The 23,320-nt window shown below is 57.9% G+C and carries 12 protein-coding genes and 1 pseudogene; 6 read left to right on the top strand and 7 right to left on the bottom strand.

The window, feature by feature from the left end:
• Positions 1-47: 47 nt before the first annotated feature.
• Positions 48-1,433, bottom strand: coding sequence for an ABC transporter substrate-binding protein (locus GPL20_RS11765; protein WP_157329656.1), 1,386 nt, complete (start codon positions 1,431-1,433; stop codon positions 48-50).
• 2,045 nt (positions 1,434-3,478) lie between these two features.
• Between GPL20_RS11765 and GPL20_RS11760 the strand changes: the two genes are divergently transcribed.
• From GPL20_RS11760 to GPL20_RS11740, 5 genes are all read left to right on the top strand, one after another.
• Positions 3,479-3,622, top strand: coding sequence for a hypothetical protein (locus GPL20_RS11760; RefSeq protein WP_157329655.1), 144 nt, complete (start codon positions 3,479-3,481; stop codon positions 3,620-3,622).
• A 1,484-nt stretch (positions 3,623-5,106) separates the two neighbouring features.
• The gene (locus GPL20_RS11755; RefSeq protein ID WP_246250364.1) at positions 5,107-6,018 is read left to right on the top strand and encodes a hypothetical protein; all 912 of its coding nucleotides are present in this window, start codon (positions 5,107-5,109) and stop codon (positions 6,016-6,018) included.
• A 909-nt stretch (positions 6,019-6,927) separates the two neighbouring features.
• Positions 6,928-7,371 carry an SET domain-containing protein gene (locus GPL20_RS11750; protein WP_100233349.1) on the top strand — a complete coding sequence of 148 codons (444 nt, stop codon included), beginning with the start codon at positions 6,928-6,930 and terminating at the stop codon, positions 7,369-7,371.
• A 407-nt stretch (positions 7,372-7,778) separates the two neighbouring features.
• A complete protein-coding gene (locus GPL20_RS11745; protein WP_100233348.1) occupies positions 7,779-8,330 on the top strand; it encodes a MarR family transcriptional regulator in 552 nt (183 codons plus the stop codon).
• Positions 8,331-8,840: 510 nt separating this feature from the next.
• Positions 8,841-9,473 (top strand): hypothetical protein, encoded by a 633-nt coding sequence (locus GPL20_RS11740; RefSeq protein WP_246250361.1) that lies wholly within the window; start codon positions 8,841-8,843, stop codon positions 9,471-9,473.
• A gap of 659 nt (positions 9,474-10,132) precedes the next feature.
• Here GPL20_RS11740 and GPL20_RS11735 read toward each other — a convergent pair.
• The 5 genes from GPL20_RS11735 to GPL20_RS11710 all read right to left on the bottom strand — a co-directional run bounded on the left by GPL20_RS11735 (position 10,133) and on the right by GPL20_RS11710 (position 18,889).
• On the bottom strand, positions 10,133-10,399 hold the full coding sequence (locus GPL20_RS11735; protein WP_157329654.1) for a DUF3551 domain-containing protein: 267 nt from the start codon (positions 10,397-10,399) through the stop codon (positions 10,133-10,135).
• A 1,021-nt stretch (positions 10,400-11,420) separates the two neighbouring features.
• Positions 11,421-12,692 (bottom strand): HipA domain-containing protein, encoded by a 1,272-nt coding sequence (locus GPL20_RS11730; protein ID WP_254124919.1) that lies wholly within the window; start codon positions 12,690-12,692, stop codon positions 11,421-11,423.
• A 1,756-nt stretch (positions 12,693-14,448) separates the two neighbouring features.
• Positions 14,449-16,572 carry a prolyl oligopeptidase family serine peptidase gene (locus tag GPL20_RS11720; protein WP_157329653.1) on the bottom strand — a complete coding sequence of 708 codons (2,124 nt, stop codon included), beginning with the start codon at positions 16,570-16,572 and terminating at the stop codon, positions 14,449-14,451.
• Between the two features lie 594 nt (positions 16,573-17,166).
• A complete protein-coding gene (locus GPL20_RS11715; protein ID WP_157329652.1) occupies positions 17,167-17,475 on the bottom strand; it encodes a hypothetical protein in 309 nt (102 codons plus the stop codon).
• Positions 17,476-18,313: 838 nt separating this feature from the next.
• On the bottom strand, positions 18,314-18,889 hold the full coding sequence (locus GPL20_RS11710) for a hypothetical protein (protein ID WP_157329651.1): 576 nt from the start codon (positions 18,887-18,889) through the stop codon (positions 18,314-18,316).
• Between the two features lie 1,653 nt (positions 18,890-20,542).
• Between GPL20_RS11710 and GPL20_RS11705 the strand changes: the two genes are divergently transcribed.
• Entirely contained in the window at positions 20,543-21,889 is a 1,347-nt protein-coding gene (locus GPL20_RS11705; RefSeq protein WP_157329650.1) for a citrate-proton symporter, read from the top strand.
• A gap of 605 nt (positions 21,890-22,494) precedes the next feature.
• On the opposite strand, the pseudogene GPL20_RS11695 reads toward GPL20_RS11705, so the two are convergent.
• A pseudogene (locus tag GPL20_RS11695) lies at positions 22,495-23,267 on the bottom strand (IS5 family transposase).
• Positions 23,268-23,320 lie beyond the last annotated feature (53 nt).

Genomic DNA, 23,320 nt, shown 5'->3' with positions numbered 1-23,320 from the left:
TCGGGCGTGGTGGGGGCGGCAAACCCTTATGCCGCCCCCCGACCGCCTTACATTGAGGAGCGAATCTCGGAGGCGAGGTCGGTCAACGTCGCCTTCACGTCTGCGCCGTTGACCATTTTCTGCATGGCGACTGCCCAGGCGTTCATTGCCTCGGCAAATCCTGCGCGCGGCGTAAAGGCCAATGCAGCCCTGTCCTGCACGATTTTGAAGGTATCCACGAAGTTCGTGAATTCCGGTTTAGCCGCGTAGTCGAGCCAAACCTTGTCGCTCCAGGTGGAGGCGCGCGGAGAGTTGACGAGCTTCCCGGCGACGGCACCGTTGAGCTCGACCTGCTTTGACGTTGCCCACTGGATGAACAGCCAGGCTGCTCCCTTTTTCTGAGAGGCCGCATTCATGGCGAGCGACCAGATCCAGATGTTCGATTCGAAATTCTTGCCGTTTGGAGCGCGCAGAGGGGGAGCGAATGCAATCTTGCCCGAAGCGGGCTTGCCGGCGACATCGTTCCAGAACCCGAACATGTTGGAATCGATCGCCATCGCTGTGCGACCCGAATTGATGCCATCGACCACCTGATACCAGTTGTCGTTGGCAAAGGATGGAGCCGCGCACTTCTTGATCATCTCCACATAATCCTTGTGGAAGGCGACCGACTCAGGCGAATCGAGACCAGTTTCTAATTTGCCGTCCTTAACCACGAAGTCGTGCACACCGTAAGACTTTGCAATCGAGATTGCGGCCGTGTGGATGCTGCTCCAAAAGCGGACTCCCCGCACGCCCAGAGGTGTGATCGCCGGATCCGCAGATTTCAGCTTCTCGCAAGCCGCGGACATCTGCGGCGGGGTTGTCGGAACCTTGATACCATGCTTGTCCAGAATGTCCTTGCGGTAGAATAATTGGATGTTTTCGAACCCGTGCGGGATAGCCCACACCTGACCCCGGCCCGCTTCGATTTGCCCGCCATTGACTTGCCACGTCAGCGCGTCACGCAACGCGGGGAAGAAGTCCTTGTAATCATAGCTTGCCGAGGTGAGCTTGGAGTCGTTCAGATAGCGATCGAGCGGCTCGAGTAGTTGACCGGGCGCGAGATCCCAAGCCGGCTGAATCCCCGTGCCGACTACGTCCCACGAGGGCGACTTCGTGCTCAGCTGGATTGTCAGCTTATTCCAGTAGGCGTCGTCCGGATAAAGCTCGGGCGTCACTTTGATGCCTGTCAACTTCTCGAACTCAGGCAGCTGTGCTGCAACGGCGTCAGCATATGGATGGATGTCGTAAGCCCACACGAGCGAAGAGCCCTCGAACTGGCGCCAGTTGATATCCTCCGCTTTGGCCTGGACGAAAGATGCGGCCGCACCGGCCAAGAGCGTTGAGCAAATCAGAGCGGTTTTGACGAAATGAGCCGAATGGCCGCGCAAAGCGCCTGGCGTCCTTGGCATTAGTCCCTCCTCTGGGCTCTTTGACCCGCAATTCACGTGCCCCTTCTCTTCCAGGGCCGCGAGTGTTGGAAACGCTAACCGCCATTTTCCGCCCATATGCACCCATTCAGATCGAAGTTGGGTAACATTGGGTAAGTCAAGAAAAGCAGCATCACATGAGCGCCGTAGCGGGAGATAATCAATGCCGGCGCATGTTCAGGCCCCGCGAAGCCACCGTCCAAAGGAGTATCGATCCTGGCCAAGTGCTCGCGCTTTTGCATCAGTAACTGGTTCAAATGCTCTATTGATCCCGCCGCTCATCATAGACGCGTCTTGAGTGGTAGCCTCAATAGAGACGACAACTCGCTGCAGAATAACGACAGATGGTCGCAACCTTTCGCAATCTCCCATCGCACCGACGATCTGGTCGCTCGATTGGCCGAACGGCGGTGCGATAAGCGCTGCGCCGGCAGCGTGGGGAAGTGTCTGATCTGCTTTCCTCGAAGCAACAGCTCAGCAGGACGGTGTGCAGATGGATTTTGCAAGCGTTCCAGCAGTCGCGCGGCGCAGGACGTCCTTTTCGAGCACCCCCGCCTTCAGCCATTTGTCAATCATCAGGTTTTCTGCCCAATCAGCGACAGCCCCTTCTTCGCATTTCTAACGGGGCGCGCGCACGCCCTGCACATTCATGCTGCGCTGCATGCGGCGTTCCGATGGGACAAGGTGCGCGTTTCACCAAGGATGACTTGTATGACAACACAGGATCAAGAGGTTTCTCACCCTAACCAGCCATCTCTCTGTTAGCATCCTTGCGTGCTGCCAAGCAGCTAAATGACCATGCCGCACGCGTGAACATCACACCGTTTACCGCCCAGGAATCAAGGAATGACCGCACGGTGCGATGCGCTCGAAGGGCGCTTCGGAAAAGAAATGCACAACGAATATGGCTGGGCCTCGGTAGCTCTCAAAAATCCCAAGCCCAACTTCGCGCAGATTCAAAAAGCCGCATCCCTTGACCATTGGCGGCCACGGTAGCATCGCAAAAGACAACTATGCGCCTGGGGCGGCGCGGCGCCGCGCAATACGAGCATGGCTGGCGCGCGCAACCATCTGGATAGCGATATGGATGGCCGCGTTCTCCATGCTCGAGATTGGATGAGCGTTGTTTTCACTATAAACGGCCAAGTCCACCTCGACGCCAAACCCAGGGACAGCAACCGTCTGACGCAACTTTCTGATGCCACTCACAGTTCGAGAGCAGATGAAGCACTCGCCGTCATATAAAATTCGGAATGGGATTCGTTGCTCGCGCATCATCACCGGCCTTGATGACTCATGGGAACTTTGGACGCCCGCGCTGCGTTCGCGCCTCGATATCATCGCTACACGCCGCGCGAAAACATCATTGCTCTCACGATATTAGCGCGATTCGCGCGCTATGATCGTTTAGTCAGCAGCTTCAGATTGCAGGATTTCAGCAGATTAGCCTGTAGTTTTGTCCAATTCCGTCCCGTCCGGAGGCTTTGTCGTGCAGTTAAAGCCGGCGAAGGACCTCCTCTCGCGAACTGGCGCACCGCTGAGTGCCGTCTAGCCGCGCGCGAGATCGCGCGCAACTACAAGCTGATCTAGCAGAAATACGCACGATCATGCCCCTCAAACGCCGCAGAACGTCCTGGTTGCAATGTTAGCATCCTTCGCCGATCGGCTGGGGGAACAAGCATGCTTAAAGCATTTCGCAATACTGTCATGGCACTCACTTTTGTCACCGTCGCCGGCAGTAACATAATTTGGAGTTTGCTGGATGACTACGTCGCCTGCGGCCTAGCGGTAGCCGCTTCAGTTACCGCCGGCTTTTGCGCCGAGCGCGCCTTCGTCAAACGGTCCCATCGCGAAATGATCCGTCAACACGGCGCAGACTGGCAGCCTGGTAGCGAGCGCATAGAGTCTGGCGGACCAACTAGGACGGCGAAGGCAGAGAAATGACAATCGACCGGAACATCGAGAGCGGCACGAAGCGGGGGGCGCCCAAGCTGGAGGTGCTCGATTGCCAAACCCCGTCGCGATAGTTGCTAGCCCATGCATCGGCGATCGAGGCATTGCGCGCCTGGTACGCCATGCAGTCAACCGTCAATACCGTCGCGCTCTACGACGCCGCAGCAGCGCTGTTCGGCTCGGATTTCGACCGGGCCGAATACCACGAAGTCGAGTGAATATATCTGATCTCGACGCGCTTGCAGTTGGGAAGGCGCCGGCCGAAGTCCAGATTATCTTACGCCGACGGAACGGGTGAAAGCTTCTAATTCGATTCCTTCCGTTACGTCGCGAGGCGGCCACCATAATCCCTGCCTCGCAATAGAAGAGGCAGGCGATCAGCCTGAGAATATTAATCACACCCTTAAGGGGGGTCGCTCGATCGAGACAACACTCTGTCTGCTCGACCGGCGGTTCAAAGATTCACGAGATCGTAGAGATCGCGCGGGCGCGTTCGCTCGGCCAAAGCGTTGAGGTTTACGCGAACGCCTCAAGTAGTCGTAGGCCAGGACCTTGACGCCGTCTTCAAGCATATCGGAATAAGGGTGAAAGATATCGACGGGCACCGGCCGCAAGAGGATGCGTTCGTCAGCCGTCAAACCAAGTTTGTTTCGCGTAAGTGGAGGGGTCGTGAAACGGGCCCCTTGTAGCTGATCTTGCTTTCATGAGAGCTTGCGGCGGAAGAGTTCGAATTCTTGCTGATCCACCGGGACCACAATGCCGCTTTCATCATAGACGCAGGCGCCACCTCGGCGAAACCCGCTTTAAGAATGCTTCGCCGAGGTGCGCTTCATTGCGCAACCTAAAATCCAGATCCTCGGAAAAGCATAGGTTCCGACTAAGCATGTTTTCAGACAGGTACCGCCCTTGAAGAACTAGCCTTCGGCGAGTTCCTCATGCACGCGGACGCCGGCGATAAATCAGCCGAGAACGCAGTCTTTTCGACAACATGCGGAACGGGCGAGGTCTGTCCTGCGACAGCAAGAATTGCGCGCTTGCCGATCAATGTCTGCCTCCGCGAACCCAGGTCGACGGAATGAAGAGCCGCCATCTTGAGACGAGGCGTGAAATCCAGCGTGGGATCAAGCTTCGCATTTCCTGCCGTGCGCCGTGTGCGGCACAGTTCGGCAAATGATACGCCGTCCGAACGTCGCTACGCAAGAAAGCCAAGTTGCTTGAACACGTCGCCGTTGCCGAGCCGCTCACCATGTTCATGAGCGTTTGATCATTGCGATCGATCCGCTTGAGATAGGTACTCACGCGGATCAGACACCCGCTGAAAGCCGCCGCCCAGTGCGACATATCGATGAGCGATCCGAAGACCCCTTATGCCTTTGACTCAATGGACTTTTCGCGAGCATGTCCAGCGAGTCTTGTGGTCGTCCGATTTGAACAGATGGCCGTACCGGTCCTAGACCTAAAGACTGCTATGGCCGGCAAAGGTCTGAACTGTTTTTAGTTCAGGCCGGCCTTGATCCAGCAGGATACCGCGAAATGCCGCAAGGCGGGCCACTTAAAGCGTAATCCGGCATCTTGCGCGTTTTTCGACCGAAGTGTGGTGATCGGGCAGGCCTATTTTGCTCACCGAATTCTCTGAGTGCGTCAGCTTGTCGACAGCTGGTCCTAATAGAGCGAGAGCGACACACTCGAACCGGGGGCGGACATGGACCCATTTAACACCATCAACCCATTCGCCCCAGAGTTCTCTGCTTACAGCGCCGCGGTGCCGCAGGGGCAACAGCAGCAAGCGGATTTTGAGCCGTACTTGGATCAAGTGCCGCAAGTTGGCACCTCTGCGATCGCAGAGGATCCTGTTTCTGCTGATCCCTACTATCCTCATCTGTCGGAAGAAGGCCTTAGACTCGCCGAGACCTTCGGACTTGAGTACCAGAGGGCCGACGGTTCTCATCCCGAACATGCAGTCACCGGACGCGAGGACGCCGCTACCCTGATGGGTGAGGACTACACCGGCCAGTTGAGGCCTGCGAAGAGGCAGAGGACACTAAGCCAGACGCAACCCGATGCCATTGAGCACCAGCACAGCGAGCCTAGCAATTCAGCCGCTCGCGAGCTGATTGAAGAGGCCGGCACACCGTTTCGGGTCAGCGGTCCGTTGACCATTCCTGAGGAAGACTGCGTTCAGGATCTGCTGCGGGCGATGCTGGAAAATGCCAACTCATCGTCGTCTCTCGAGCCAACCGAGCGTCATGACCGCGCCGTGGATTCAGGAGCGGCCGTTCGTTCCTTTAACTCGTGGCAGGACGACCAGCGCACGTCAGGCGCGCATGAGGGTAGCAGCGTCCCGCCGAGCCAGGACACCCCACCCGCTCCTTTCATAGTTCATAACGACCGCTTCAGCTTCACGGCGCTGTTCGTGCCCGCGGCGGCGATGAGGGGCGGTTCTCCTCTCAATCTGTCAGGCGCACCCATTCATTTCGGATCTCCACTAGATAGCGTTTCGCAGCCGAGCGCACAGGGGGCGAATCGGCCCTCGCCAGCACTGCTTGCACAGATGATGGAGCAAGCCGCTCCGGCGTCCGTCAGAGCTGAGACGACGCCGCCCGCGGCCCGCTAGATCTACGCCGCATCATTCGCCGTTCCTGAGGGCTTTTCGCACGGCACACAACCCGCCCCGATCACGATGATCTCGAGGCTCGGCCGCTGGGGCCTCTTGCCGGACGCAGCGCAGCCGATGAAGCAATACGACATTCGCGGCGAGCGTTACACGGCCCTCTTGGGGCCGAGAGGACCGAACGACGTTCGGCTCATCCACCATCCACAGATGTAGACACCAGCGATAGCCGCTACGTCAGGGGCCGCTCCAGACAGCTCAGGTAGCGGACATGGTGATGGACCATAGCTTGCTTAAGCGACTCTTGCGAGCTCAGTGGGGCTCAGGGCGGTGCGGATAAGCACTGCCGGCCCCAACGAACTTGCGGGCGCCAACGCTTAGCGGCTCCTTGTTGAGCCGAACAGCCATGGCCCCTTCCTGTTTGTGAACAGCGTGATCACGTTGCGGCTGGTTGCGGCGAGTTGATAGTACAGAAAAATCGGAGGTGACTGCCGACCCCTCAGGGGCGGCTCGTCATTCTGCCGATGTCTCCACTTCCTTTCTGGCAAGGCATAGGAACGAATGGGCATTGACGCATTAGGCCCCTGCTCTTGAAGGTCTTGATGAAGGCCTTGTCGGCGGCTTGCAGGGTCGCGAGAAAGTCCGGCGTGCCGCCGCGCTGAGAGTCCCCAGGTCACGATCACTCGCCTCCTTGATCGGCGCGGATCTTTGCCCGGAATCCCACCGACCTGCAGCCCCTTCCAGCATCACCACGATGGCGGTGCCGCGGAGGGCGATCCGGACCAAGCAGCCGAAACGAATCCCTAGGAACTCGGAAGGCGCGGATAGACGATCCTACCAATTCGTGCAGGAGATTTCGCAGCTCACGTCAGTTAGCTTGCTCGGTGTTAGTGACTTTGGGAGATTTCTTCGATGTTGATTGTTGAAACTGTTTTGAAGCCAGACCAGTTTGGCGGTATTGGACTTTTCTCTGCGACTCGTTTGCCTAAAGGCGCGCTACTTTGGATTCACAACCCGATCGTTGACATTGCGGTGACGCGCGAACAATACGAAGCTCTAGCTCCGACATTTCAAGCTCTACTTGATAAGCATGCCTATCCGAGAGACCACAAGGTTAATGACGGCGTCGTAGAGTATAATGCTGACAACGCTCGCTTCATGAATCACAGCAGTCATCCAAACACATATCAAGACGATCATTGCAGAATTTTCACAGCCCGTGACGTACAACCTGGTGAAGAACTGACTTGCGATTACTTGTCTTTCGATCCAGGGTGTGACTTATCGTGGAATAAGGAGCTATTGCCGATCTCCAGCTCCTGCTTTCCAAGCCTGGAGCCGGCTCCGACAGGTTGATCCTGCGCCGTACGCGTTGTTCTAGTGATTGCGTGAGCAGTTCTCGACAACCTAAAAATTCTCGCCATCCAATCGCGCGGCGGAGCAGTGTCGCTTTTGGAGCGGACTCGCGACGTTCAGGACGTCAGACGCTGCAATCGCGCGCAAAAGCAGGTCATGAAGCCCGGATTCTGCATATGAGAGTTGTATTTTGAGTGAATTCACCAGGGTGAGTGTGTGAAGCTGCTTTGCACCTAGGCAGCTTCGGCACCGGACGTGTCTGCAAAGAGGGTTGGCACAGAAGCGAGTTGGTGGGATTGCTTATTGACCCGAGATTCTACGCTTCGAAGTAGGGGCATATGTAGTCCCCCGCCAACTGCGCTCTGCTCGCCCGGAATAGTTTTAGGATGGAGGCTCCCTGAAATCTGATGCCGTCTAAGCTGCCAGGATTGAAAAGACGGCTCGGAAAGAGCCCTGTCGCGAGTCAGGATGTGCTCAGGCGATTCACGTGGGAGATCAGAGCCATTAATGTGTGTCTGGACGACCTTCGTTCTTTCCAAGCGCATGCGCTGGGCATTGCTGCACCACAAATGATGATCTTGATGGCGTTGATCGACTTGGAAAAGGACGGCGGAGTTCCGGTCAACGTGGTTGCAAAGTTGATGAAGGTTGAGTCCGCCTTCATTACGAGGCATTCGAAAGAGCTTGAGGATAAGCGATTTGTGCGACGGAAGCGCTGCGCGAACGATGCACGAATCGTCAACCTGTCGCTAACCGATAGCGCTCGCAGACAACTTGCGAGCATCGCGGCGCAGCAGGAAGAACTCGATGAGTTTGTTGCTGGTTATCTCGATATTACGGACTTTGCAAAGCTGGCTAGTTGCCTTAGCGGAGTCAGGCAGCGGCTGGAAAAGGCTCGCCTGCACGCCGCGTTAAAGATGCAAGAACCTTCAAGAGAGCAGCAGCTGCGGGACGCCTAGCCGGTCAACAACTTGAGCCCACGAACCGACTCGCCGCCAACGAGCACCCAAATCCTGGATTGGGAGCTTGGATTTAACATGCAGCTCTGCAACACAGCTCGGGCCGGTGCCCAGTGATCAAATTCGGTGCTCCAAGCTATGGCTGTGCGCATGCTGAAGGAGCCATGCGCCGACAGAAGCTCCAACGCAGCGATTACGTCTACTCTAGCAATGGTTTCTGCATCTTCTTCCGTCAGACGATGATAAGCGATAACTCTGCGGCATTTGGAGGCGCGGTGTTCTACGAGCGCGGCCCAGAGCGCTATCGGCTATCCTCGACAGCTCGTCGCGTCGTTCTCGGTTGAGTAAAGAATGATTTCACCGTCTAATGTGAGGACAACTGACCGAGATGCGTTCATTTTGCACGAGGTAGGACCCTACACCGTTGCTTGATACTTCTCTTCTGTTAAGAACGCATTATTTTGTAGCCAACCACGACGTGCCATCGAATTGCGGCGGGCACCATCGTCGATGTCTTACAGCAGAGAAGCAGGGAATCCTGGACTACTGCCCCTGCCGGCAGTCGGCTGGTTGAGAGCGGTGCGCTACGTGATCAAGCGCGCCAGAGCGGAGGCGCATCCTGTGTTCTCGCGTTTTCATAGCAATTGTCACATGACTCCTATTGAAGCAATCAAACGTTGGTTCGTGTCCCTGGACGAGGAACTTCAATCAGACATCGCGTATATGTTCGTATCTCTTACGCTGGGAGACTGCCAGTTTTCGCCTGCTGCAGCCGTTCGAAGACTGCTGCAATGGTTCGACCTGCGCAGCGCAGGCACGGAATATGAGGATGCGCTAGCCGCGGTCGTGTTTCGCGCCTCGTTCGAATACATGTTTGCCGACCGCTTTACAGCCGCCGGGTGGACCTTTCCCGAACAATTGTTCAAAGACGTGATCCGCGAGGCTGCTGAAGGGAAAGAGGCAAGCAAGTTCGCAACGAGTGCATTTCGGTTGCTGCGTAACCTTCCGGACCGAAAAACGAAATGGAGAGAGGCAGGTGAGAATTGGAACGCCTTGGTCAACTCGGTACTCAACGACGATGCGCTGAAGCAATGGACCCACGAGCAATTCCTGGCGAGCGACTTCGGGCCGGCGCAAGACTGAAAATACCCGGTAATATTGCGAGAGCGCCGATTCGGAATGAAATTGCGTGAGACCAGGCAGCGCGACGATTAGAACGGCAACTTCCAAAGAGAGTAGAAAAGGCACCCGAGAGCGCCCCAAAAGAGCACCGCCGCGACAGGGAAATATCGTGGTCTAACCAATGGCCGGTTTCCCTTAGGAGGATGTTTGGCGATGTAGCATTGCAACAAGCAGGATAGCGGCGCTTGTAAAGGCTTCGGGGCCGTATTTCTGCTCGGAATTGGCCTTAGTGGCCGAGTGCATCAATACTCGGGCAGCCAATCAGAGCAGTGGGGCCGCCCTGGCTCACCGCACAGGGCGACCCGTCGCCAATCTGCTGCGGCCGCCGGGCCAAATCGAGAGCCGCAGCCGGCCCACTAATGTTAGGACAGATCGCCCGATAATTTTCGGCTTCTTGGAGGGCTGTCTTGATGAATGTCGGCTCAGGCACTGCCTCGAACGGCTGTTATACTCCTCATTTGTCTGTGGCGGAGAAGCACAGGGCTTTAGATATCCGCGGGCCTGGCCGGCATCGGAGAAAAGGCGAGCGCAGAAAAGGTGAGGCGAACGAACGCAACAGGAGCCTGCCCGGGCAAATGTTTCAAATCCGCCGCTTGGCTTACCAGCAATTCCGCTTCACATCAGCGCGATTGTCTTCGTTGCTGCCCGAAAGCATAGGTCGGATTGATGCTGCAATAGGCGTATGTACCTGATGCAGTAGCCATGCACTGGTCGTAGGTCGAGAACTGGCAATTGCCCGGATATCCCCAACTGCGTCCTTGCAGACAATAGACGTCCTGGCGTACCGGTGGCGCGTACGAATGAGCCCGCGAACCAGCCGTCGAACGCGATCCTGAGCCGACGAGGATGGAAAGTGCGAGCACTCCGATAAGGAGAAGGTAGCGCATGAGACCTCTTGCCTCCATTAAGTTCACCAGACGATACAGGATCTGAATTGCACCCTTTGATCTTAGTCAATGGCAGATTGCCGGGGTCGCTCCGCAGGCTAGCGCCGGAAAGAGGATTCAGGGTGACTGGTGCCTGCGGCGCGACCAAAGTTGAGCGGGACCGTGGGTACACGAAGGCGCAAGCAATAAGACGGCCGAACGGTACGGCCCCGCGGTCAGGGGGGTCCTCGAACGTCGTCAAACCTTGGCGCAGCTTTCCTGCTACTTTCCCCCCGGCAGCAAGCCTCTTATAGGCGCGCTTCGGCATGTTTCTGCGGACCCGCTAGCAGGCAAAATGTACGACCGTTACATTCGTTTAGCTCCGCGTGACGAACACCGTGCGCGGCCAACATCATGGACGTTCTGGGAGGCCTGCGTGATACTGAAGGGGTGCCGCTATCGAGGCATTGTAAAGCGCTTCGCGACCGATTTGTTTCAGTCGATCGGGCCTCGTCTCACCTATGCTGGCACCTCCAGAATTTTCGACGTGACATCAACGCGATCGCCCGTCTCGTGCCGGGAGAGGCTCACGCAGATCTCACCGAGGACCAACCGTGATAGCGCAGTTGTAGCGGCGTTCAACATTTGGAGATCCCACAGTGCCGGCGGGCGAGGCAGTGTAGGTGCCCAGCAACTTCATAGCGATCAAGCAGAACTCCCGCGAACTAGTCTGCCCTCGCCCAATCCTAGTGAAGTCAAGCTGTAATCCTCAACCCAGGCGATCGCAAGGCAACCCGGAGCAGAGCGCCGCGATGATGGAGGAAGAAGCTGCCTCATCTTGTTGATGCGGATGTGCTCATCGCTACGCTGACTAAGCCGTTGCTGCGCCGCCTCATGCTCGTCCGAGTTACGGTTTGCATGCACTCAGCTGGCGATCAACACGGTATGGGCTGTCCGATGGGCGACGCGATCGGATTTGACAGGCTCGATATGCCGAACTCATCGAGCGCATTACAGCAAGATCTTTGGTCTCTGGTGATACTTACAAACATAATCCGCCCCCCCTGAACCACTGAAGATTCGTCTCGCGCGCAAATTTTTCCCACTGACGCAAGCCAATTTGATCGAGCTTGTATTCACCCCCGACTTTCATGGCGAGTTTGATCTTGCGCTGATCGACGTGGTCATAAGGAAGAATGCTGGCGATGTCGTAAAGGGGGGCGAGACGCACGAGAGGACCGCTGGCCCGAAGCAATGAATAGTGCTTGGCGTGAGCATCAGAGCCTCCAATGAGCCAGTTGAAGACCAAAGCGCTGACGAACGTCTCAAGGTCGGCCTCGCGGTCTGTCGAGTAGGTACGCAAGAGCTCGACCACATCGGCAGGCGTTGGTCCGCCCACGTTTTGGTATTTCTTGGTCGGCGGGATGCCCATGGCCTGACAGATATCTTCCTGATGAACGCGGATGATGTCGTTCCCGCTGACCTGCCGATCGTAACGTTCAACCACGATCGCGATTTCCTGTTCGAAGCGCATCACCTTGGTTTCAGCGGCTGGCAGCCCGAGTTCGCGTGCGAGCTGCAGGCAGTTATGCTCATTGTCGGCGTGACCATCGAAATCGCCCGTCAGTGGTTTCAAAATGTGGGTGGTCGGTATACGCCCGGACGGAATGCCCCATTTGTTGTCTTTGAGGACAAGCGCGGTTTTCGGCTGGCCGCCTGCAAGACAGAATTGACCCGTGTCGCGGGGCAGACGCCAGGCAGCGTGATCCTCTCGCAAGACTCGAAGCCGGTTTGCAATTTCCGGCTTATCCAGCCATTCGATCTTGTCGTCTTTGCCTGTTTTCAGAGCCTGCAATCGGTCAGGCGTGACGAATTGGATGGCCCCGGCGCAATTCTCGCCGACGTTAGAGATGAGGGCAAACACGTTGCGCCGATACCTGAAATTTCTTGGCCCAGCGCTTGAGCACCTGCTCGTTGTCAGGATGCAGCTCCACAAGAAGGCCTGAACAGTGGCTGGACCGTGCTCCTCGGCGGCAAGCGGCATGGAAAGCGACAGGGGACAGGCCCCCTCCGCGTTGCGCCATGCATTCTCATAGACGAAGGTCAGCCGGCCGCGCGCGTCACTGCGGACGCGACCGACTTCGGTGCCATCCAAGAGTGCAATGAGCTCGGCCATCATGTCTTGCCTTTTCTTGGCCTTGGTGACGATGGCGTTGATATCAACTGCGGAGGTAGACCCGCGGCTGGTAGGCGCTCCACTGTTGGCGTCCACCGGGATGCCGAGAACGTCGAGAGCACGAAGAAGAAGGGCCACCTCTGCGCGGGATGACCGTGCTCGACGTCGATCACCCATTGACGGCTAACGCAATCCGGCTTGGCCAGTGTCGACTGGTCTAACTTGAGGCGTTTGCGTCTATCGCGAATGACGGCGCCACGTCGGGGCGGGTCTGAGAAGATGATGACGTTGCGAGCCATGCTGCCCCTCCCCGCTCGATGCGTGGCTGCAACCCATGCTTCGGTGATTCACCTCTACCGGCCAGGTAGAGCCCACAACCCTGGCCCGTGGATAAGGCGCACAACTACTCCGATATTTAAAGTCGACCTTACTCGCGATGCCGGTTCTCAGGGAGAACAAGGCGCCGCGGCTCAGGTCGCGGCGGAATTTTTAGTGAAACCGATACAGGAAGTCCGCCGCCCGCTACGGTGCTATGGATGGCGCGCGTGCGGACGGCTTTGCTCTACCGAGCTACACCCCAAGTGGAGACACGACCTATCGCCTCCGTCAGTCCTATTGCATCGACGTGGCAAGACACTGAGAGTCGGTGCAGACCGTCAAGATAATGCGACCAACTCTTCCATGGCATAGCCTTCATCGCCGAAGCGCTTGCGGCCAAACTCGCGATTCAGGTGGCTCTCCTGGCATGTAGGGTCCAATGCCATTTATTGCGCACGTCGCGGCAGAAATGGAATACGTGGCCCTCACCTTTTCAGGTGGTGTACCGACCTTCGCCAGAGTACCTGCGAAGCTTGTGGAGATGGCCACCACGATCGGTCGGAGCGAGATGTAAAACAGTGCGGGCGCGGCTCGGTGCTAACCGGACCCGGGGGCTGAAACCAGGCCAACTAGTCCGTACCACATCCGCACTGCCGTTGAGACTAGCGGAAAGATGACTCGGCGCTGATCGATCTGGAGCAATAGCGCTGTCCCTGCCATATCCCGTTAACCCCAAAGGACTCTGTATCTGTGATAGCTTACCGCAAGCTGACAGGCCTTTGCGCAGTCGGTCAATAGTACGTGTGGGCTATCAATACCCGCTCAATCTGCCATGGAAATTCCTGCAATCACTCAAACATCGTCACGACTGCAGGATCAGCCGGACGGTTCAGGCTGCTGATCGGTGACACATTGTCGGTTGCGGACCGTACCATCGTAGATACTCCACAGTTAGCGGGCAGGTCTCGCTGTGGCGTCAAAATTGCGAATTCGGTGCTTTGAGCCGCCCATACCTCCGCCGTGCATATTGTACTGCCATGTTCTTCGCACTCCGCGTATCGGTCGATTGCCGGAATGCATTCGTGGAATTGCAGTGAGCCTTCAACCGGGGAATCCTGCGGATTGACGAAAAAGCGAGCAAGATGAGGATTGCACACTTTTGGCTCGCTGATACGAGAGAAATACAGCATCGCACGACTGAGCGACATAACGCCGGTCAGCACTAGACGGAAATCAGCGACTTGGTGCCTATCGAGGGGACTTGACGAGAACGGCGCTATCGCTATCCGCGTCCGCACCGCCAATGAAGTTAGCCACGGGATCGAGAGGCTGGCGCGCCGGTATGCCGCGAGGGCTGGTCACACGAAATGCCTCGTGGGTATTAACGTAACGAGAAATCGGCCTTGAGTCACCTACCCGGACTGATAGGCGAGACTAAGGGGTGGCTGATCGCTCGGATTCACCTCCAGGGAGATACTAAGTCTGCTGAGAATGAGCAAAGACGGGCTTGCTGGCGCCGCCGCCGATAACGTCGTCCGCCAAGCGTCATCATTGAAGTAGATCGCAGTCCTCGACATCACTCATCGACGAGCCGCTGGGATGCATAAGTATATTCCAAAGAGATTCGGCGTGCCTGTTCAATGAGGTTGGCGGCGGCGCTATGGCTCCCGTCGATATTCTCATAGTAGAGGTACGGTTGGCCCAACGCAGCGAGCCTCGCCGCTGCCTTGCGGCCATGCGCTGGATGCACGCGGTCGTCCTTGGTGGACGTGAGAATAAAGGGGGACGGGTAGGTCGTGCCTGGCACCAACCTCTGATAGGGCGAGTAGGCCTCGAGCCATTTGCGCTGTTCGGGAATGGTGGGATCGCCATATTCGCCGATCCAGGAGGCTCCGGCGCCCAGCTCGGTGAACCGAACCATGTCGAACAGCGGAACCTGTAAGATGGCCGCGTTGAAGAGCTCGGGTCGTTGGGTGATTGCTGTCCCTACCAGGAGGCCTCCTTGGCTACCGCCGACTACGCCCAGCCGGCGGGGAGAAGTGATTTTGCGCCGGATCAAGTCCTCCGCGACGGCGATAAAATCATCCCATGTGCGCTGCTTGGTTGCTCCTTGGGCAGTCTGGTGCCATTGGGGCCCGAACTCACCCCCGCCACGCAGGTTCGCAACAACATACGCGTTGCCCTGCTCGAGCCAGAGTCGTCCAGTGAGGCCCAGGTAAGAGGGGATGAGCGGAGTCTGAAACCCACCGTAGCCATAGAGAAGCGTTGGAGTTGATCCGTCAAACCTTGCGCTCTTGGGGCGTAGCAGAAAGTAAGGAATGCGGGTGCCATCGCGCGAGATTGCCTCAAACTGTTCGACGACAAGTCTCGAGGCGTCGAACCTAGGAGGTGTCGCCTTCAGCGTCTCAAGGCGTTCGGTTGCAGCGTCGAAGTACCAGAGCATCGTCGGGCTAAGAAAGCTGGAGACGGTGAACATCGCCTCGTCCGTTTCATGCGATGCCGCAGCCAGACCGACACTCGCATTCTCTGGAAGCGGGATCGGCGTGGCCTGCCAGGCGCCCTGATGGTACTTGTAGACGAACGCCCTACTCTGAACATTGTCGAGAATCGTTAGGATTAACAAGTTTCTTGTGGCGGTGAATCCGCTCAGTGCTTGTCGAGGCCCAGGCTTGAAAACGAGCGTGGGTCTGGCGCGCAGCGGATCCTGCTTCCATTCGGCCAGGTCATACGAGATGATCGAGCCGGCTGAGAAGGAGGTGTCGCCGGACGGTGGCGTCCAGTCTTCGTTTAGCGTCACCAGCAGGCGACCACTCGCGATACCCCCGATGGTCGCCTTCTTTGGCAGATTGAGCTTAGTCGGCTTGAACCCAAAGAGAACATACTCGTGCTCGAACGCACTGATGCTGCGGACGGCGCCGGTCGCATGGACCGTGCCCTCACTATCGCGCAGCACGAATGGTGTGGCCCCGACATCGGTCGGCTCGCCCCGGAAGACCTCGTGCGATTCCACGAGCGACTGAGCGCGCTTGAGCTCCTTCACAACGAAAGGGTAACCGGCTTGCGTGATGGTCCCTTCGCCCCAATCTCGTGCAATGAGGACCGTGTCGCTGTCTACCCAAGTGACCTCCTGTTTTCCCTCGGGAAGTGCGAAGCCGTTCGTGACGAAGGTTTTGGCGACTGCGTCGAACTCCCGGACGAACACAGCGTCCTTTCCGCCCTCGGACAGGTTGAGCAAGCATAGGCGCTCTTCGGGCGGGAGGCAGCTCACCCCTTTAAGAACCCAGTTCTTCTTGTCCGCGTCAGCGAGAGCATCCACGTCGAGGATGGTCTCCCATTGAGGGCTCTGGGTGCGATAGCTTTCAAGCGTCGTACGCCGCAAGACTCCGCGCACCTGGTTCTCGTCCTGCCAGAAATTATCGAGACCGCGCCGTCCCAATGAGACGTACGGAATCCGGTCCTTGGCCTGAAGAATGTAGAGCGCATCGCCGTAGAAGCGCTGGTAACGTGGATCGGATTGGAGCGCACTGAATGTCTTGTCGTTCTGGGTGTGAGCCCAAGCCAATGCGCGCGACCCTTCGATCTCCTCAAGCCAAAGAAAAGGATCCTCGGCTCCGGTCGCAGGCCCTAGCGTCTGGGACAGTCCCGCGGCCATCAAACAGCTCATGGATAGCGACGCTGCGAGAAAAAGCGAATTCTTCATGGGAGTAGTCCTAAAGTTGGCCAGCCGGACTTGAGCGTCTTGCTAGGTGAGTGGAAGCATCGGAGGATGCATACTCGGCTTCAAAGCGCGGGCATGCGGGAATTGCGTCCGCTGGCTTTCGGTGGAGCAAGCAGCGTGCCGCTTGAAAATTGGAGGTTCTCCAGTCGTTCCAACCATGTAAGTGTCGACTTTTGGACGTCCGTCTCAAACCTGACAATCGGTTCTTACTAAGGGCGGCATGTTGCGCAGCGGCCGCCTTGCTCATCGCCGCAGTAGGTAAATCCTCGATGATCGCTTGCGCCACCGCTCGGCCACTCACAACTCGGCGCTGCGGGCAGCATCGTCCGCCGAAAGTTTCGACTTTAGGTGTGAAGTGCGAGCACAAGTCCGATCTTCGCGGCCTGCTGATCGCGTTGGCTGGCACCATCGGCGCCCACGCAGGCCGCCGGTACTCGACGTCATTTGCGGCCTGTTGGCCGGGAGAGACTCGAGGCGATTGGCGTTCAGCAACGCGTTTGTCCGCCAGCCAAACGCGTAACCTGCGGTAGGTTCGGTGGGCCGAGCCTGTATGGAAGGCGCTAGACGCCACGATTGCTATATTCCGCAGCGGGATCTCTTCTGAGCAACCGTGACCGCGGCGAGCCCCAACATCACGTCGCCGGTGAACCCGAAATGGAGACGATAGAGCCACCAGATTGCGCAGCACCGGTCGAGATCGTACATGGCGAGCGCGCGCCTTCTTGCTACAGCCATCCGCGCCATCGGCTTCATGCCTAGTATTATCTGGAAACCTCGAGGTCTCGGGGCCAGCACTCTCCATTTGAACACTTTTTGTTCGGTGATGGCTCGCTGTCCGCCGCGTGCAGCTGCAATAGATGGGGAGGTGAGATTGATGTTCGTCATGGCGCCTTCTTCCGCGGTTCGAAGCTGTTTGCGCACGCCTATGTACATGCGGCTTTGCTGTGATCCTACGGAGGAGGCAGTGCTTGCAAAACGCCCAGATCTGGTAGCGCCAATTGACAGGATCGCGATCCAATAAGCTCGCCCAATCTCACTGCTACGCAAAGCGACTGAGCCACTTGCGACGATCATTGCAGATATGTAACCTTTGCTTCCACCTCCCTGAGAATACCTCCGCGCGCACAAGGCTATGTTAGGCTCGCACCGGCACCGCCTACGCCGCTCCCGCGTATACCTTGCACGGCTACCGGTTTCGCCGCCCAATTTGCGCGAACCCAGCCGACATCGAGCGCTGGTCGGCGGCCGAGTAGCCCTTCCTGAGCGCTGGCAAGTCTCCGCCTCGCTGAGCAACACCGGACAGCTCGGCCCGCCGCAAGCACACCATCGTGCAGCGCTTGTTGGGATCGCTCAGACGCAAAGCCGCGCACGGCTAGAGGTACGGCGCTGGCCGCGTGTAATGGGCCCAGTCCTCCGCTCCTGCGTGCCACGGTGCAACCTCGGACTGGTCGACGGCAGTAGCTACATCACTCAAGGGAAAGTAACATCCTCAGGTTAGGCAATACGGGTTATATTGCAGCCCGAATGACACGTAGGCACCACCCAGACGAAATGGCCAGAATGGCCGTGAATCTCGTGGGCTGCCGGTGGGTCCGATGATGCGAACCCACTGGCGGCGCGAGCAATCCACTTGCTGAGCGGTGAATTGTCTATCCGGGTAAGGACAACCGAAGTGACCGCGGGGCTCCAGTCCGGCGCGATCGCTTCACCGTCGGGTTGCGTCTCATACCCGCGTAAGCTTAACGAACCCTCCTTCGGCTAATTCGGCTTTGTAGGCCCGTCCGTTAAGCTGGATTGTTGTCGGGTTACTTTCGGTCGGCATGAAACCTTCTTCGCGCAGCTTGTCCATCAGGGCAGGTGTGGCCCATTGCTGTGGTAGCGGCGTTCCGAAGCGCCGGCGCTCCGTCCAGAAAGCTCCGAATTCCGGTAGCCCCGCCCGGCCGGCCGCAACCACTTGGTCCTCCGCAGGGTTATGAAAAAGAAGAACGCGATTGGACCCATCCAAACCGGCCGTGTAGCGGTGACCTCGGATTTCATAGGTCATCGTCGGCTGGTCCGAGTCCGGCAAGAGACCTTGGTGGAACAGCCTCTCGACCATGAACTCAGGGGCGATTTGCGAACCGTGTGAGAATCTCGGGGGAGCGGCGAATGAGACATCTACCGCTTCCTCTGGTGCGGCAGATGATGATGGTCCCGCTTCATTCATGATCTGACTGAACAAATCATGATCTTCTTGTGTCCAGACGTGGGCCGTTGGTGATTCTGGTGAACGGGCATTGTCGATTCGGTTCGGATCCATAAAGCTCTCCTTTCTATTATGAGAACAAAGGCCTCTTGAAGATCTCCCCATGGAGTGAGCTGAAGTTCGTCACGAATTTAGACATTGGCGGCTTCGTCATCGAGAGGCCAAGCTTGAGTGTTAAAGAGGCTGGCTTTCGAGAAGCTGACAAAGGTCGAAGAAGGGAGACAAACCCGCGACCACATCTGCCACGCCTGATGCGATCATCTGCGAGCCAAATCTCGTTCCGCCTGACCTCCCAATCGGCACGCAGGTCTGCGTCGTGCATTGCATTCACCTGGCGGTGAAGCTGGTTAGGAGGTCCAGGCGATGCGGACCGCGGCCAGATCCAGCCTTGCATCGAACGCGTGCATTTCGATCTCTGCTCTCGACCAGTCGTTCTGGCTTACACTTCGAGCCTATGCACTGGCCGCTAACCGTAGCCGCACCAGCGCGAAAACGGACGAGAGCGCGACCTACGTGAGGGTCCGGCAACCGCGGAGCGAACTGCTCACCTGATTGGATGAAGAACGAAATTGCTCAGACGCAAAGCAGCCGAGACGATCATTCAGGTGCGGTCGTGCCGGTGGTCCCGGGACTGCGGATGGCACCGCGTGTAATGGGAGTTCGCGACGTCCCCAGTGCCTCTGATCCTGCGCGCCATCATGGAACTTCGGACCGACAGCCGGAGCTACATCGGTCGAGCGGATGCTACATCCTCGGGTGAGCCAATACGAAGGGCCCAATTTGTCCTCGCTGCTATTGACTTTCAGCGGCGAGTTCGACACCGCGCGCACGAATTACGACGATTTTCCTTATTCAGGGAGACGAGTGAATTCTCTTTCCAACGGTCCGTGGGGATGAAACGTAGGCCGTATTCGTGCTCGCCCCTCCGGGCACACGAACGGTAGCCCCCGCGTTGTGTGGCGTCACTGATTTGCGTTAACAGCTCCTCAAGTGGTTGACCAAGATGTACGCCCCTGAAACTTTGTCAGCGCTCACGGAACGACTTGACATCGGCATCGTCGGCGTCGGGGCCCCGCGCCTTGTCCCCGTCCCCAGGACGCCCTCGCGCCGGAGATAGCTGAGATGCACGGCGGGCGGCTCCGAACGCACGGATGACGGACGGTCTGGGTCTTGATTGTCTCCAGATGCGGCGGCCCCTGAGCAGACGGTCGCCCGCTCGCTGGCGACCCGGCCGTGGCCGCAGGTGGAGCACCGATAAGTGGTGATCAGGCGCGAGAAAACGCCGCAGGCGCGCTAAGCGGCGGCAAGCGCCTTGGCGATGAAGGGCCTAGCCCATTAACTCCTTAGGGAGCGGACGCAACCTGGCCGAGGCGGAATGGCTCGAGTCGTCGTCAGTCGTGTGCGACGCCCGTCAATTTTGTCGCACACTCGCCGCAGCAGCGCAAAAGTCTGCAGCCACCGGACGAATGCAGCAGGTTCGTGAATTGTCTTTGCCGCCCATGCCAGCGATCAGATCAAGGGCTAAATGGTGGCGGAGAGGCAGGCATTTTTATTGCAGACGTTACGGTGAGCTTCGTCGTGACACGCCTCAGCAACATATTGCTTGGCGAAATGGCCGTGTGAGACGGGAGCGGGCAGAGCAATGCAACAGTGCGACCTACCTGGCCAAATATTTGGGCAGAGATCGCGCTTCAGATTAGGTTGAGGATGTCGAGGCAATCTACTCGAGAGGGGCTGGAGCCGGTCCTCGATCCCGCAGACGAACGCTTGACGAGTCGCGCCGTGTTGGGCGGAACCATCGGCAATGTTCTCGAATTCTACGACTTCGGGACCTACAGCTTTTTCGCGATACAGATCGGCCAAGCGTTCTTCCCGGCAACCGACTCGTTCGCTAGCCTCATGCTGTCACTCGCAACCTTCGGCGCAGGTTTTGTGACCAGACCAATCGGGGCCATCGTACTCGGCTCGTATTCGGATCGGGCCGGCCGGCGGCCCGCGATGACCGCCAGCTTTGCCATGATGAGTGCCGCGGTCCTATTGTTAGCTATCACGCCATCGTATGAGACAATAGGACTTGCCGCTCCGTCACTGGTCGTCTTCGCACGCTTGCTGCAAGGCTTTGCTCTCGGAGGTGAAGTGGGGCCGACGACCGCCTACTTGATGGAAGCAGCTCCCGCTGACGCGCGTGGTCTTGCTGTCTCCTTTCAGCCCGCGAGCCAACAGATAGCTGCGACGGCCGGAGCGTTGGTTGGAGAAATACTCTCGCTCAGCATGACAAGCGAAGCGCTCAATGCGTACGGATGGCGGATCGCGCTGTTGCTCGGCGCCGCTACGTTGCCGTTTGGACTTTGGTTGCGAAGCGTCTTACCCGAAACGTTGCACCGGCCCGAGACGCACGTCCTGGTCACCCAGCCTGGAGGGCAAGCGCATTCCAATCGCCGCATCATGAGCTTGGGATTTGTCATTTTGACCAGCTGCACGATCACTACTTATGTAACGGGATATATGACCACCTACGCCTTGAACACCCTCCACGTTTCCGCGCCGCTCGCCTTTGGTACCACGCTCATCAGCAATGCGGTCGGGATTGTTGCAGCACTGCTGGGCGGCCTGCTCGCCGACCGCGCAGGCCGTCGTCGCATCATGATATGGCCGCAGATCACTGCATTGCTGATGACCTATCCGGTGTTCTTGTGGATTGCAGAGAGCCGCAGTGCCTTCGCACTTCTAGGAGGTCTCGGCGCCCTCACCCTGATCGGAACGATTCCGTATAGCGCCTTCTACGTGAGCATGGCCGAAGGGCTGCCGAGGAACATTCGTGGTGGCGCCTTCGCGACGATCTACCCTTTTGCGATAGCGATTTTCGGAGGCACAGCTCAACCAATCGTCACCTGGCTGATCCACCTTACCGGGAGTGCACTCGTGCCCGCCTGGTACATGCTTTTCGCTAGCGCGGCCGGGCTCTTTGCCATGCTCATGATGCCGGAGACGGCACCACTCAATTTCACACCCAACCATAAACGAAACGTCGTCACGCCACGACGGCTACCCTAGGCATAGCGGGAACAATGGACATCCATGGCGTCCGAAATGCGAACCATTGAATGGAAGGGCGCTATGGGCGTGGCATGGAAAGCAATAGAAATTCGACCAGTTTTAGTCGAGCTGGGGCTCGCATCGGAACAGATCGTGGGGGGTCTAAAACGACTTTTCCCGTTTACGCCACGTTCGCCGATGCGGCGGTTGCCCATTGGGCAGTAGTCACCGATGGGCTGAAAGACCAATCACTTTGATCATCTTAAGAGAATTAAGACGGCGCCGCTTGCACCATCTGCCATTGTAACCGTACGGCACGAGGACGCGGCCGCTGTCGGAGCAAGCGGCCGCACGAGGCTCAATCCTCGTTTCTCTGCTTGACTTGTTTTCAGTCCTCAGTGTCGCACGCACGAGGGATCGGTCAAACAAAAGAACAGGTCGCAGTTCCAAGGGGTCGTCCGCGCACTGAGGATATGATGTATCCGCTACCTCCACCCTGCCGGCAACCGGTTGCGCGACAACTTTGGCAGAAAAAGGAGGCACCACCGCCGTCGCAAGCGCGAAGGCGCTCGCCGTCACTAACACAGACTTTTTCATTCGAGAAATCGCTTCCCTAGAGGCTGTTAGGAACCAGCAGCGAGTTTAGCGACGTTTTTGTCGAAAGCGATGAGGTGGAGATTGGCGAGGGTCTGAGCGCATCGCTCGTAGTCTTTGACAAGTCTTCGGAAGCGTGTGGCCCACGCGAAGGATCGTTCGACGACCCATCGCCTTGGGAGTAGCACGAAGCCTCGTTTGGCCTCCGACAGCTTTATGACCTCGACGGCAATGCCGTGTTCTGCAGCCGCCATTGCAGGCTTGTCGCCTGTGTAGCCCTGGTCAACGAAGGCGACTTCGACGCTCTGACCAGTCTCTGCCTGAATCGTCTTGGCGATCCGGCCAATCTCGGCGCGATCGTCGGTGTTGGCGGGCGTGACATGCAGCGCCAGAAGATGGCCGAGCGTATCGACGGCCAGATGCAACTTCGAACCTTTTTTGCGCTTGGCTCCGTCGTAGGCGCCGCGGGCGCCACTCTCGGGCGTCGAGCGTAGAGTTCGACTGTCGATGATGGCGGCGGTCGGCCGCGCGGGTCGGCCAGCCGCAAGGCGCAGGATGACGCGCAGATCCTCGGCCAGGGCCTCAAAACAACCCGCGCGCAACCACCGCTGCGCCTGTTGATAGACGATCTCCCACGGCGGCAAATCGTTCGGCATCCAGCGCCAGGGCGCGCCGGTCTTCACGATATAGCGCAGGCCGTTGAACACCTCGCGAACTCCGGCAAAAGTGTCAGATACGGCGCAACAAGCGCCCATTCGTCATCGGAAACGTCAGAAGGATAAGGCTCGCGGGGAATCGACATCCCGCAAACCTCAACATCTATGGTTAATGAGTTCCTAACAGCCTCTAGCTTAG

The organism is Bradyrhizobium cajani, assembly GCF_009759665.1.
Classification (GTDB): Bacteria; Pseudomonadota; Alphaproteobacteria; order Rhizobiales; family Xanthobacteraceae; genus Bradyrhizobium; species Bradyrhizobium cajani.
The sequence above is the reverse complement of the archived record's forward strand: the minus strand, read 5'-3'. Positions and strand labels throughout refer to the sequence as shown.